The sequence below is a fragment of the Rhodobacter sp. genome (genome assembly GCA_020637515.1).
In the GTDB taxonomy this organism is placed as follows: Bacteria; Pseudomonadota; Alphaproteobacteria; order Rhodobacterales; family Rhodobacteraceae; genus Pararhodobacter.
Genome location: JACKKG010000001.1, coordinates 1,078,555 through 1,091,781, shown reverse-complemented (window position 1 = coordinate 1,091,781; position 13,227 = coordinate 1,078,555). Strand labels below are relative to the sequence as shown.

10 protein-coding genes are annotated in these 13,227 nt (G+C 68.5%); 4 read left to right on the top strand and 6 right to left on the bottom strand.

The window, feature by feature from the left end:
* Positions 1-50 precede the first annotated feature (50 nt).
* The 6 genes from H6900_05280 to H6900_05255 form a co-directional block, all read right to left on the bottom strand.
* Positions 51-1,061: a TRAP transporter substrate-binding protein gene (locus tag H6900_05280; protein MCC0072683.1), complete on the bottom strand. Its 1,011-nt coding sequence runs from the start codon at positions 1,059-1,061 to the stop codon at positions 51-53.
* Positions 1,062-1,243: 182 nt separating this feature from the next.
* Positions 1,244-4,696 (bottom strand): indolepyruvate ferredoxin oxidoreductase family protein, encoded by a 3,453-nt coding sequence (locus H6900_05275; GenBank protein MCC0072682.1) that lies wholly within the window; start codon positions 4,694-4,696, stop codon positions 1,244-1,246.
* 398 nt (positions 4,697-5,094) lie between these two features.
* Complete coding sequence (locus H6900_05270) at positions 5,095-6,387, bottom strand: TRAP transporter large permease (protein MCC0072681.1); 1,293 nt, start codon at positions 6,385-6,387, stop codon at positions 5,095-5,097.
* A complete protein-coding gene (locus tag H6900_05265; protein ID MCC0072680.1) occupies positions 6,374-6,901 on the bottom strand; it encodes a TRAP transporter small permease in 528 nt (175 codons plus the stop codon). Before H6900_05265 ends, H6900_05270 begins: the two co-directional genes overlap by 14 nt.
* 59 nt (positions 6,902-6,960) lie before the next feature.
* Positions 6,961-7,998 (bottom strand): TRAP transporter substrate-binding protein, encoded by a 1,038-nt coding sequence (locus tag H6900_05260; protein ID MCC0072679.1) that lies wholly within the window; start codon positions 7,996-7,998, stop codon positions 6,961-6,963.
* An 85-nt stretch (positions 7,999-8,083) separates the two neighbouring features.
* On the bottom strand, positions 8,084-8,572 hold the full coding sequence (locus H6900_05255) for a MarR family transcriptional regulator (GenBank protein MCC0072678.1): 489 nt from the start codon (positions 8,570-8,572) through the stop codon (positions 8,084-8,086).
* Positions 8,573-8,681: 109 nt separating this feature from the next.
* On the opposite strand from H6900_05255, the gene H6900_05250 reads away from it, so the two are divergent.
* The 4 genes from H6900_05250 to H6900_05235 all read left to right on the top strand — a co-directional run bounded on the left by H6900_05250 (position 8,682) and on the right by H6900_05235 (position 13,221).
* Positions 8,682-10,394 carry an AMP-binding protein gene (locus H6900_05250; protein MCC0072677.1) on the top strand — a complete coding sequence of 571 codons (1,713 nt, stop codon included), beginning with the start codon at positions 8,682-8,684 and terminating at the stop codon, positions 10,392-10,394.
* Positions 10,391-11,200, top strand: a complete 810-nt coding sequence (locus H6900_05245; GenBank protein ID MCC0072676.1) for an enoyl-CoA hydratase/isomerase family protein — start codon at positions 10,391-10,393, stop codon at positions 11,198-11,200. The genes H6900_05250 and H6900_05245 overlap by 4 nt, the downstream gene beginning before the upstream one ends.
* Positions 11,200-12,090: an SDR family oxidoreductase gene (locus H6900_05240; protein MCC0072675.1), complete on the top strand. Its 891-nt coding sequence runs from the start codon at positions 11,200-11,202 to the stop codon at positions 12,088-12,090. The genes H6900_05245 and H6900_05240 overlap by 1 nt, the downstream gene beginning before the upstream one ends.
* A gap of 384 nt (positions 12,091-12,474) precedes the next feature.
* Positions 12,475-13,221: an SDR family oxidoreductase gene (locus tag H6900_05235; protein MCC0072674.1), complete on the top strand. Its 747-nt coding sequence runs from the start codon at positions 12,475-12,477 to the stop codon at positions 13,219-13,221.
* Positions 13,222-13,227 lie beyond the last annotated feature (6 nt).

Below are 13,227 nucleotides of genomic sequence, written 5' to 3'. Positions count from 1 at the left end.
GGGGGTCGGGCGCGCGTGGTCGCGCGCGCCCGCTTGTCCGGGCCGGGTGGTCAGCCGGCGGGGCATTGTTCGCGGATGCGCAGCATCGTGTCCAGATAGGCGCGCGCGCCGTCGCCCAGTTCGGCCAGCGCCGGCTCCCAGACCGCTTCGCCGGCGGCCTGCACGATGGCGCGGTCTTCGGGGCTGAGCTCGTGGATGGTGGCGCCCTGCCCCTGGGCGATCTCGGTCAGGCGGTTTTCAAAGCCGGAATACATCGCGTTGACGGTTTGCCAGTCCCAGGCCTCGTCATTGGCGCGACGCAGCGCGGCCTGATCCTCGGCGCTCAGCGCGTCCCAGGTGCGGTTGCCGATCAGGGCGGCGGCGACGTTGTAGTTGTGTTGCGTCAGATAATAATGCGGCGCCAGTTCGGCGTGGCCCGTCGCCACCCAGAACGCCATCGCGGTATCGACCAGCGTCACCATCCCGGTGGACAGCGCCGAGGCCGTTTCCGCGGTGTCCAGCGGCACCGCCGTCGCGCCGAGCTGCTGCCAGAGCTGCACCGCGATCGGAATCGGCAGCGAGCGGATGTTCTGGCCCGCAATGCCCGAGATCGAATCGAGCGCATGGACCGAGGCGAGGTTGTTCCAGCCCAGCGGGACGAACCCGACGAACTGGCCGACATCGGCCAGCGCCGCCCGCGTGGGTTCGACCAGCAGCGGGAACATGCAGTTGGCCTGTTCGGTCGATTCGAACACGCCGGGGAACAGCAGCGGCGACAGGTCCGGCTCGATCGCGGCCAGCGCGACGATGCCGCCGGCCCAGATCTCGATCCGGCCGCGCACCGCCTGCGACAGGGTCGCGTCCTGCGCGCCGAGCTGCCCGCCGGGGTAGATCGTGACGCTGAGATCGCCGTTCGAATACTGCGACACGAGATTGGCGTAATTTTCGGCCATGCGATACCAGACCGACCCCTCGGGGACGACCGTGGCGAATTTCAGGTCCTGCTGCGCCAGGGCTTGCCCGGCCGCCAGCGACAGCGCGGCCCCCATGGCGATGCCGGCGATGCTCTGCTTCGTGGTCATTGCTGTCCTCCCTGGTCCACGGGCGAGGCGGCGCACGCCCCGCGTCATACCCTAGGCAGAGGACGAAGCATTGGTCAATAAGATTGTTGACAATCTTCCTTTTGGCAATCTCGCGATGCTACTCCGGGATCGTCACCAATTTGCGCGTGATGGCGGGTCGCGCCGCCCGGTCGTTGTGCCCCTCATGCCGCGTGCTCCAGCCCGGCGGCGATGGCGCTGCGCAGCGCCGCGCGCTGTTTCCCGGTCGCCTCGGCGTGGCGCTCGCGGACATGGCCATAGCCGCGGATGTGTTCGGGCAGGTCCAGCAACGCGGTCAGGTCCGCGTCCCGGGCCGGCGACCATTGCGCCAGCGCCAGGTCGATATCGGCCTGATACTCGGCAAGCAGACGGGACGCGAGCTTTGCCTCGGCGCTGTTGCGGAAGGGGTCCAGCACGGTGCCGCGCAACCCGCGCAAGCGGTTCATCCAGCGGAAGAAGCGCAGCGCCTTGCGGCCTTTGACCGCCCCCTTTACGGGCCTGCCGGTCTTTGGATCGGTGCCGCCATACGGCCAGGCGCCAAAGTAGAAGGTCAGTTCGGGTTCGCCGTCGAAGCTGTCGCGCAGCGCCTGCGCAAAGGTCGGCTTGGCGTAAAGGCGCGCGACCTCCCATTCGTCCTTGACCGCCATCAGCTTGTAGAGGCCGCGCGCCACGGCCATCGCCGCCTGTTCGGGCAGCGACTGGCGGACCTGGGCCACGCGGTCGGCGTAGCGCCGGGCATAGGCCGCGTCCTTGTATTCGGTCAGTTCGGCCACGCGGCGCGCGACGACCTCGTCCAGGGTCAGCACCCGCCGCGCCGTCAGATCGGCGGGGGCATCGCCGCCGGCGAGACGCCGCGCGCCCTCGGGGTCGGCAAAGGCCAGCCGCCCCAGGTCAAAGGCCTGCCGATTCGCCGCGACCGACACGCCGTTCAGGTCGATCGCCCGGTGGATCGCGGCCAGCGACAGCGGGATTCCCCCCTGCTGCCAGGCCGCGCCCAGAAGCAGCATGTTGGCGAACAGCCGGTCCCCCATCACCCGTTCCGCCAGGTCCTGCGCATCGAGCGCCCGCGCATTGCCATCCAGAATGCCGGTCAGGCGTTCGATCTGGTCCGCGCCGGACAGCAGCCAATCCGGGTTCCTGGCGAAATCCGAGGTCGGCACCACGGTCGTATCGACCACCGCCAGCGATTTGCCCGGGGTCAGCCTGGACAGCGCCTCGTCCCCGGCGGCGACGATCAGGTCGCAGCCGATCAGGGCGTTCGCCTCGCCGACCGCGATGCGTGTGGCGCGCATCTGGTCCGTGCTGGCCGCGAACTTGATATGCGAATGCACCGCGCCGTATTTCTGCGCCAGCCCGGTGATGTCCAGGTTCGATGCGAAATAGCCGTCGGCATGGGCGGCGACCGCCAGCGTCTGGCCCAGCGTCACCACCCCCGCGCCCCCGATGCCGGACACCAGCACCGACCACGAACCATCGACTTCCGGCAGAACCGGCGCGGGCAGATGCGAGACATCAACCGCCACCGCGCCCCGCACCGCCTTGCGCGGCGCGGCGCCGCTGAGCGTGACAAAGGACGGGCAGAACCCCTCGACGCATGAGAAATCCTTGTTGCACGAGGATTGGTTGATCTTGCGCTTGCGGCCGAACTCGGTTTCCAGCGGTTCGATCGCCATGCAAGCCGAGACGGTCGAACAATCGCCACAGCCTTCGCAGACTTCGGGATTGATGAACACGCGCTTGTCGGGATCGACCCATTTGCCGCGCTTTCTGAGCCGCCGCCGTTCGGTCGCACAGGGCTGGTCATACAAGATGACGGTAACGCCCGGCACCGTGCGCATGTCCCGTTGCACCGTCTCCATTTCGGTGCGCGGGTGCAGGGTGGCGCCGGCGCCCAGGGACGCGCCCGCGTATTTTTCGGGCTCGTCGGTGACCAGTGCGATTCGCGCGACCCCTTCGGCGCGCAATTGCGCGATCATCTTCAGCGGGCTGAGGTCCCCGTCATGCGGCTGCCCGCCGGTCATCGACACGAAACCGTTGTGCAACAGCTTGTAGGTGATCGTCGCCTTGGCGGCGACGGCGGCGCGGATCGCCATCAGGCCTGAATGGAAATAGGTCCCGTCGCCCATGTTGGCAAAGACGTGCTGTTCGTCGGTGAACGGAAACTGGCCCAGCCACATCACCCCCTCGCCGCCCATCTGGCTGACCGAATTGGTCCTTGCCGGATCGCGCAGCATCGCCATCGTGTGGCAACCGATCCCGGCCAGCGCCCGGCTGCCGTCGATCACCTGGGTCGAGCGGCCGTGCGGGCAGCCTGCGCAGAACGACGGCATCCGCACCGCGCCGCGCCCCAACGCGGGCGGCGCGGCCGGCGCGTTGGGCAGGGACAGACCGCAGGCGGGCTCGGTTTCGGTGGCGACGCGCACCAGCACCCGGGTGATCTGGCCAGGGTCGATCTCGCCGTAGCCGGGAAAGGCGTTGCTGTCGGGTCCCGCCGCCAGCGCCTGACCGTCAAAGCTTTTGCCGACGATGCGCGGCGCGGCGTCCGAACCGTAGAGCGCGTTGCGGATCTGGTCCTCCAGCAGGGGGCGCTTTTCCTCGATCACCAGGATCGTTTCCAGCCCCCGGGCAAAGTCACGGATCGCCAGCGGGTCCATCGGCCAGACCATGCCGACCTTGAGCAGGCGCACGGGCAGATCGCCGATCCTGCCGTTTCGGTATTGCAGTCCGGCCAGCGCCTGGTGCAGGTCCTGCCAGGCCTTTCCGGCGGCGACGATGCCGATGCGCGCGTCCGCGGCCCCCTCGACCCGGTTCAGTCCGTTGGCGCGGGCATAATCCAGTGACTTGCGCAGCTTCACCTCCCACAGCAGGCGCTCTTGCTCGGGGATCGGGGTGAAGGGCTTGATCGTGGTATCGGGACCCGTCGCCGGGGGCATGACGATTGCCGGGCTGTCCGGACCGACCTGCACCGAACCGCCGCCCTCGACCACATCGGTCACCAGTTTCATGCCCACCAGCGAGCCGCTGTAACGGCTCATCGCGATGCCGTGCAGGCCCATGTCCAGCACGTCCTGGGCGTGGGCCGGCGCCAGCAGAGGCGCCCCCAACGAGGCAAAGTTGAGGTCCGAATAGCACGCCAGCGTCGAGGATTTCGCGCCGTGATCGTCGCCCACCAGCAACAGGGTGCCGCCCCTGGCGTTGGTGCCGGCCAGGTTGGCGTGGCGCAACGAATCCATGGACCGGTCCATGCCGGGCGCCTTGCCATACCAGATGGAAAACACGCCATCGACCCGGGCGCCGGGGAACAGGCCGACCTGTTGCGCGCCCCAGGTCGCGGTTGCCGCCAGGTCCTCGTTCAGGCCGGGCTGGAAATGGATGTTGTGCGCCTTGAGCTGGGCCTCGGCCTGCCACAGCGCCATGTCATAGGTGCCGACGGGCGACCCGCGATAGCCCGAGATATAGCCCCCCGTGTTCAGACCCGCCGCCGCGTCGCGCAGACGCTGCTGGATCGGCAGGCGCACCAGTGCCTGCATTCCGGTCATGTAGACCCAGCCTTCTTTTTGCTCCAGGCGATCCGCGAGCGTCATGTCAAGTCGTTGCGCGGGCACGGGGCGGGTCATTGGGGGCTCCTTGGACGGACTGTCGGGCCAAAAGGTCGGCGCGACCCCACGAACGCCAAACCCGCGGCCGCCGCACGACCCGAGAGTTCGGCCAGGCGGCATGGGGGCGGTTCGACGGCGCATCGGGTCACGGCGACCTCCGTTTCGGGACGGTGCCGTCCCGGCGCGCGTTCGGCACCGGACCGGCGAGTGCGGATATGTCCCTTCCGCAATAGCAGCGCAGGCGACGGGCAGGCAACGGCGCTGAGGACAACCCGGCCCGCCGACGTGACGTCACGACAGGGTTGAACCACCCCGCGGCAGGTCATGGATTTCGTGACGACGCGAGCGTTCGCGGCCCGGCGGGGCGACGGATCGGCACCTCTCGCGCCCTTGCCGCCGGGCCCCGCGGTTGCGCCCTACATCGTCGAGGGCAGGAACAGCACCAGCGCCGGAAAGGCCACCAGCAGGATCAGCCGCAGGATATCGGTCACCACAAAGGGCAGCACGCCCTTGAAGATCGTCGTCAGGGGGACCTCTTTCGCGATCATGTTGATGACGAAGACGTTGATCCCGACGGGCGGCGTGATCATGCCCAGTTCCGCCACCATGACGATGATGACCCCAAACCAGACCGCGTCAAATCCCAGTTGCATGACCACGGGAAAGACGATCGGCACCAGCAGCAGGATCATCGCCATCGTGTCCAGGATGCAGCCCGCCAGGATAAAGGCGATCAGGATCAACGCCAGCGTGCCATGCGCCGACAGATCCAGCCCGACCAGCCATTCGGTCAGCTTTTGCGGTGAGCGGGTGATGGCCAGGAAATAGCCGAACAGCACCGCACCAATCAGCACCGAGAACACCGATACCGAGGTGCGCAGCGATTCCACCAGGCAGGCCATGATCTTTGGCCCGTCCAGTTGGCCGCGGATCAGGCCGATGAGCAGCGTCGCGCCCGCGCCGATGGCCGAGGCCTCGGTCGGGGTGGCGACGCCCAGATAGATCGACCCGATGACCGCCGCGAACAGCAGCGCCACCGCCCAGATGCCCGAAAGCGCGCGCAGGCCCTCGGACAGGGAAAAGGGCTGCCCGGGCGGCAGACCGCGGCGATGCGCGATCAGCACGGTGCCCATGTAGAGCGCCACCGCCAGGATGCCCGGAATGATCCCGGCGATGAACAGTTTGCTGACATCGGTTTCGGTGATGTAGGCATAGACCACCATCACCACCGACGGCGGGATCATGATCCCCAGCGTGCCGCCCGCCGCGATCACGCCGGTCGCGGTTTCCTCGCGGTAGCCAAAGCGGCGCATCTCGGGCAGGGCGATGCGGGTCATGGTGGCGGCCGTCGCCACCGATGAGCCGCAGATCGCCGCAAAACCGGCGCAGGCGGCGATGGTGGACATCGCCACACCGCCCCGGAACGCACCGAACCATGCGTTGGCGGCGCGGAACATCTCGCGGCTCATACCCGAATTCGTGGCGAACGAGCCCATCAGGATGAAGAACACCACCAGCGACAGGTTGAAATCGGTCAGCACCCGGATGGGCGAGGTCGCCAGCAGGTTCAGCGCGGGCGTCATGCCCCGGATCGCGCCATAGCCGAAGACCCCCACCAGCCCCAGCGCGACGCCGATCGGCACGCGCAGCAGCAGCATGGCGAACAGGGCCACAAAGCCCGAGACGGCGATCAGATCAGCGTAGGCCACGCTTTGCCTCGTCCAGTTCCTGGTTGTCGGCCGATGCGACGATTTCGGCCCCGGTCAGAATGCGCAGCAGCTTGGCGCCGATGGTCACGCAACTGGCGGCCAGCCCCGCCCAGATCAGTGCCAGGAAGGGCCACAGCGGCAGGCGCAGATCAAAGGTGGTCTCGCCCGAGGCGCGCGCCGACAGCACGCGGCCCCAGGTCTTCCACACCAGCAGAATCGCAAAGAACAGGAGCGCGGCCCAGGCCAGCGCGTCCACCGCGCGCCGCATGCGCGGGCCCAGGGCCTCGGCCACCAGATCGACCTGGATATGCCCGCCCTTCAACCCGATCACCGCAAAACCCCAGGCCAGACAGGCGCCCAGCGCCAGGCGCGAAATGTCGAAACTGTCGGGCACCGGGCTGGCGAACAGGTAGCGCCCCAAGGTCGAGACGACGACCAGCACCGTCACCGACCCCAGCAGGATCGCCGCGACCCATTCGACGCCACGGCAGAACAAATCGAAGTAGCGGGACATACGTTCCCCCCGGGCGTGATGGACCCCGGCCCGTGTGGTCGGACCGGGGCGCGGGTCGCTCACTCGTAGGCGCCGCCGGCGGCCCGCAGGCGCGCTTGCAGATCGGCCAGCGCCCCCTCGGGGTCGGCCAGCCCGGCGGCGCGGGCGTTGTCGGCCCATTCCGCGCGCACCTGATCGGCGACCGCCATCCACGCCGCCAGTTGTTCGGCGTTCGGCGTGTCGAAGGTCTGCGCCGGGTCCTGTTTCATGCGCTCATAGGCGGCGACATCGACATGATCCCAGCCGGTCGCGATGCGTTCGGCCCAGTCCGGCGTGCAGTGATCGTCGATCACCGCACGGTTTTCCGGCGAGAGCGCGTCATAGCTGGCCTGGTTGACGGCATAGACGAACGCCACGCTGTAGAGCGGCAGGTCCAGGTGATGGGTCACCACGTCCTCGACCCCGAACAGGCGCAGGCTGTCCCACGGCGACACTGTCGCATCGGCCCCGCCCGACGACAGGATCGCGCGCATTTCCGGCGCCGGAACCTGCACGGGGCTTGCCCCCATCAGGCTGATCATGCGGGCGATGGTGGCCTGCGGAGGACGGATGTTCATGCCGGCGAAATCCGACGGCGCAGCGACCGGCCCGCGCGTGGCATGCAACGTGCCCGGGTGGTGCAGGTGCACCATGCAGAAATGCACATCGGGCATCTCTTGCGCGGCGTATTGCGCATACCATTCATCCAGCGCGCGGCTGGCGCCGGTGGCGTTCGATGCCAGGAACGGCAACTCGGCGGCGGCGATGATCGGAAACCGGCCGGCCTGGTAGCCCGGGTTCACAAAGCCGATATCGACGACCCCGTCGCGGGCCATGTCATAGTGATCGGCGGCGGCGCCCAACTGCTGGGCAGGGTAGATGTCGATCTGGATGCGGCCGTTCGAGGCCTCGTTGATCGACCGGGCCCAGGGCTCGAACCCCGAGACCTGCACCTCGGACTGCGGCGGCACCCAATGCGAGAAGGCCCAGGTGACCTCTTGCGCGGACGCGGCGGTGATGGCGCTGGCGGCGACCGAAAGCGCAAGCGCGCTGCCGGCCGTCCAGTGAACGGCTTTCATGGTCTTCCCTCCCTGACAAGGCGCGCGGCCTCTGGCCCGCGCCAGGCCGCGCCGTCACCACGACGGGCGGCCGTATCCGGCGATGCTACAGGCGCCGGAAATTGCTGATGACCCGGTCCAGCATGGCGCGTAGCTGCGCGATCTCGGCCTCGGTGAAGCCGTCCAGTGTCTGCTGTTCGACGGCATTCGCGCGCGCGCTCAGATCCGCGACGATCTCTTCGCCCAGGGGGGTCACCCAGACCGCGTTGGCGCGCCGGTCGCCATCGACGGCGCGCCGTTCCAGCACGCCGTTGCGTTCCATCCGGTCCAGGATCGGCACCAGGCTGGAACGTTGCAGGCCCACGGCCTCGGCCAGGCGGTGCTGCGGTTGGCCCGGGTTCTGGCAGATGATCGACAACAGTCCCAGATACCGCGCCGCGCCGCCATGATCCGGCGTCGTCGCCTCAAAGGATTTGTAGGCCAGGATCTGCGCCATCCGCAGACGGAAGTTGATGCTGTCCGCCAGCGCCGGCTGCAAGGCCAGCGGCAGATCGGCGTCGGTGTCTTCGGTCACGGGGGCGGCGGCGCCTTGCATATGTCGTCCTCGAACTGGTCAACGTCTTATTGATTGATGTCGAACAATTCGATAACACTCTGTTTGATGCCTGTCCAGTCCGTCGTTGTCCAGCATGGGAGCGAAACACATGAGCGATCCGACCTTGGCCTATTGGCCCGCCGACACGGACGGCCCCGAATTGTGGGACATCACGCTGGGCGATCTGCTGGATCGCCAGGCGCAGGCCCTGCCCCACCGGCTGGCGGTGGTGGTGGATGAACAAGGCGGCGCGGTCTCGACCCGCTGGACCTATGCTGAACTCAAGTCCGACGCCGACGCGCTGGCCCGCGGCTTGATCGACTGGGGAATCGGCGCCGGCGACCGCGTGGCCGTCATGGCGCAGAATTGCCCGGCCTGGGTGCTGCTGGAATATGCGCTGGCCAAGGTGGGCGCGGTTCTGGTCACGGTGAATCCGGCGCTGAAACCGGCCGAGCTGGCCTATCTGCTGGACCAGGGGCAAGTCGCGGCGCTGGTCTTCGCCCCAGGCTTCCGGGGCAGCGACATTGCCGGCGACCTGCGCGCGCTCTTACCGGACCTCGCCAGCGTGTCCGAGGGGATGCGCCCGTCTGGCGGCCCCTTTCCCGCCCTGCGCCGGCTGGCGGTGATCGGTGCGGGCGCGCCCTTTGCGCGGCGATTCGACGACATTCTGGCCACCGGGCGCGGGCTGGACGATTCGGCGCGGGCGGCACGCCAGGCGGCGGTGCGCGCGCTCGACGTGGCGCAGATCCAGTATACCAGCGGCACCACGGGCAAGCCCAAAGGCGCGATGCTGACCCATCATTCGACCGTCAACAATGCCCGGCTGATGGCCGATCGCGGGGGCTATCTGCCCCAGGACATCCTGCTGTCGGCGATGCCGCTGTTTCACACCGCCGGCTGCGTTTGCAACGTGATGGCGATGGCGGCGTGCGGTGGCACGCTGGTGACGATGGACAGTTTCGACCCGGCACGCATGTTGGCGCTGTGGGCCGAGTTCGCCCCCTCGCTGATCAACGCGGTGCCGACAATGATGGTGCGGATGCTCGAACATCCCGACTATGGGCCGCAAGCGTCGCGCAGACTGCGGCGTATCATCACCGGGGGAACCTCGATCCCGCCCAGCCTGATGCTGAAGCTGCGCGAGGCGACGGGCGGTGAGCCGCTGATCATCATGGGCATGACCGAATGCAGCCCGATCATCACCCAGACGCGTGACAGCGACCCGCTGGAAACCCGCGTTTCGACCGCCGGCGTGCCCTTGCCCCACACCGAAATCCGCATCGCCGATGTCGAGAGCGGCCAGACCCTCGCGTTCGGCGCCTCGGGCGAGTTGTGCATCCGCGGCTATCTGGTGATGAAGGGCTATTTCGACATGCCCGAAAAGACCGCCGAGACGATCGACGCCGAGGGCTGGCTGCACTCGGGCGATCTGGCGGTGCTGGACGCAACCGGCCATCTGCGCATCGTGGGGCGGTTGAAGGACATGATCATCCGGGGCGGCGAGAACGTCTATCCCGTCGAGATCGAGGATTGCCTGCTGAGCCACCCCAACGTCAGCCAGGCGCAGGTCGTCGGCGTGCCCGACCCCGACCTTGGCGAGGAAAGCTACGCGGTCGTGGTGCTGATCGAGGGCGCGCAGGCCACTCCAGCCGCGTTGCAGGCGCATTGCCGGTCCCGTATGGCCCGCCACAAGATGCCGAAATATGTGGAAATCGTGAAGGAGCTGCCGATGACGGCGAACGGAAAGGTCCAGAAATTCGCCCTGCGCGAGGCCGCCGTCGCCGCCCTGCGCGACGGCCGGGTCAAGGCGGTCCGCGCATGAGCCCTCCGCTGCTGTTCACCCGCGACGGGGCGGTCGCGGTCCTGACCCTGAACCGCCCCGAGGCCCGCAATGCCCTCAGCCCCGAGCTTGCCTGCCGGCTGGCCGATGCCATGGACGAGATCGCCGCCGATGACGCGATCCGCGCCGTCGTGCTGACCGGCGCCGGCGACAAGGCGTTCTGCGCCGGGGGCGACCTGGCGCTGTCGCTGCCGCTGCTGTCGGGCGCGCGCCAGCCGCAGGACGAATGGGACCGCCGCTTTCTGGCCGACGACGGCGTGAACGCGCGCATCGCGCAGCGGGGCTTCGATCTGCCCAAGCCGGTGATCGCCGCGGTGAACGGCGCCTGCATGGCTGGCGGCATGGAGACGCTTCTGGGCACCGATATCCGGATCGCGGTGCCGCACGCGACGTTTGCCCTGCCCGAGGCCGTGCGCGGCGTGATCCCCTTTGCCGGCGCGCTGGTCCGCCTGCCGCGACAGATCCCCTATGCGCTGGCGATGGAGATGATGCTGACCGGCACCGCCATCGACGCCCCGACGGCGCTGAACGCGGGCCTGATCGGGCGCATCGTCGAACCCGGCGCGCTGATGGAGACCGCCATGGCCATGGCGCGCAAGGTCGCCGCCAATGCCCCGGTCGCCGTGCAGCAGATCAAGCGCACCGTGATCGCCGCCAGCGGCGTCACCCTGGCCGAGGGCTACGAGATGGAGGACCGCGCCAAGCGGGTCGTCATGTCCACCGAAGACGCCCGCGAGGGGCCGCGCGCGTTCATGGAAAAGCGCCCCGCGGTCTACCGGGGGTGCTGATGCTGGCGGGAAAGGTGGCGGTGGTGACGGGCGCGGGTCTGGGCATCGGGCGGGCCAGCGCGCTGGCGTTGGCACGCGCCGGCGCCGCGGTCGTGGTGAACGATATCGACGGCGACCTCGCCCAGGCGGCGGTCGCCGAGATCCGCGCGCAGGGCGGCCGGGCGGTCGCCGTCGCCGCCGCGATCGGCGTGGACGGCTCGGCCGAGGCCTGTGTCGGCGCCGCGATCGAATCGTTCGGCCGGCTGGACGCGCTGTTCGCCTGCGCCGGGGTCCTGCGCGATTCCGTGCTGTGGAAGACCGAGGATGCGGCCTTTGACCTGGTGGTCGGAACGCATCTGCGCGGAAGCTTCCAGTGTGCCCGCGCCGCCGCGCGGCAGTTTCGCGCCCAGGGCGGGGGCGGCAGCCTGATCCTGACCGCCTCGCCCGCCGGGCAGCAGGGGAACTTCGGCCAGGGCGCCTATGCCGCTGCCAAGGCCGGGATCGTCGGAATGATGCGCAGCTGGTCGCTGGAACTGGCGCGCGACGGGGTCGGGGTCAATGCCATCGTGCCGACCGCGTTGACGCGCATGACGGCGACGATCCCGGCGCTGGCGCCCCATGTCGCGGCGCTGGAGCGCGGCGAGCCCCTGCCGCGCGCACTGCGCGAAAAGGGAATCGGCACGCCCGGGGACGTGGCGCCGCTGGTGGTCTTTCTGGCCTCGGACGCGGCGCGGGGCCTGACGGGTCAGGCGCTGGGCATCGGCGGTGACCGCCTGTCACTGTGGACCCACCCCACCGAGACCGACATCCGCCTTTCCCCCGCCGGATGGAGCGCCGAGGGAATCGCCCGCGCGTTGCAGGACCGGCCCATGGACTGGCAGCCGGTCGGCGTGCCGCTGGATTTCGGCTGAGCCGCGCGTCACGCCGCGCCATAGCCCGGTCCGCATTGAGTGCGGCCTGAAACGTCGGCCCGGCCTGCACCCGGGCGCGGCACGGATCTCTCTGGCAAGGGCCGGGTCGGGGCCTGCAACCAGACAGGCGGCGCGCCCCTGACCGTTCTGGCAAGGGCGAATTGGTCTGTTCACCATGCAGCATTCGCCGCCCGGAACTCACCGGGAAATGGGGCGCAATCCCATGGATTTCATTCATGAAATTCCTGCCGCCCGCCCGGATGCCGCCAACCGGACCCCCCGGATCGAGAAATTTCTTGGCAGCGGCTTTTCGTTAGCTATATATTAATTTATTCGCTACTGCCAAATTCTACACCCCGGGGCTCCGGGCGTAAGGGAGGGAACATGCAAGGGATCGAGGGATCGGTAGCGGTCGTCACCGGTGCCGCACAGGGCAACGGCAAGGCCATCGCCATCGGGCTGGCGCGCGCGGGTGCCCGGGTCGCGGTCTGCGACATCCAGCGCGACGCCGTCAACGCAACCGCCGCCGAAATCGGACCTCTGGCCAGCGCCTTCGTGCTGGACGTGACCCGCCGTGACACCTGTGCCGAGGTCGCGCGGCACGTGCGGCAGACCTTCGGCGCGCCGACCGACATCCTGGTCAACAACGCCGGCATCATCCGCCGCACCGCCCCCGACACCGACAGCTTCGACGCCGACTGGGATGCGGTCCTGGCCGTCAACGCCACCGGGACGATGAACATGGTGCGCGCGTTTCTGGACCAACTGAAACAGACCCGCGGGCGCATCGTGAACCTGGGTTCGATCATGTCCGTCGCGGCCAACCCCGGGCTGGTCGCCTACGCGGCCTCGAAAGGGGCGGTGCTGCAAATGACGCGGGCGCTGGCGCACGATCTGGCGCCCGACGGGATTCGTGTGAACGCGATCGCCCCGGGCGTCATCGAAACGCCGATGACAGTCGCCACGCGCGAAAACCCCGAGGCCATCGGCCGCTTCATGGCCCACACGCCGATGCGCCGCACCGGAAAACCCGAGGAACTGGTCGGCCCGGTTCTGTTCCTGGCCTCGGATATGTCGAGCTATGTGACCGGCGCCCTGGTGCCCGTCGATGGCGGCTACCTGTCCGCATGACGGAGA

Excerpts from the sequence above, each read along its gene's own strand:
- H6900_05280 (MCC0072683.1), bottom strand. The coding sequence starts at position 1,061 with ATGACCACGAAGCAGAGCATCGCCGGCATCGCCATGGGGGCCGCGCTG.
- H6900_05275 (MCC0072682.1), bottom strand. The coding sequence starts at position 4,696 with ATGACCCGCCCCGTGCCCGCGCAACGACTTGACATGACGCTCGCGGAT.
- H6900_05265 (MCC0072680.1), bottom strand. The coding sequence starts at position 6,901 with ATGTCCCGCTACTTCGATTTGTTCTGCCGTGGCGTCGAATGGGTCGCG.
- H6900_05260 (MCC0072679.1), bottom strand. The coding sequence starts at position 7,998 with ATGAAAGCCGTTCACTGGACGGCCGGCAGCGCGCTTGCGCTTTCGGTC.
- H6900_05255 (MCC0072678.1), bottom strand. The coding sequence starts at position 8,572 with ATGCAAGGCGCCGCCGCCCCCGTGACCGAAGACACCGACGCCGATCTG.
- H6900_05250 (MCC0072677.1), top strand. The coding sequence starts at position 8,682 with ATGAGCGATCCGACCTTGGCCTATTGGCCCGCCGACACGGACGGCCCC.
- H6900_05245 (MCC0072676.1), top strand. The coding sequence starts at position 10,391 with ATGAGCCCTCCGCTGCTGTTCACCCGCGACGGGGCGGTCGCGGTCCTG.
- H6900_05240 (MCC0072675.1), top strand. The coding sequence starts at position 11,200 with ATGCTGGCGGGAAAGGTGGCGGTGGTGACGGGCGCGGGTCTGGGCATC.
- H6900_05235 (MCC0072674.1), top strand. The coding sequence starts at position 12,475 with ATGCAAGGGATCGAGGGATCGGTAGCGGTCGTCACCGGTGCCGCACAG.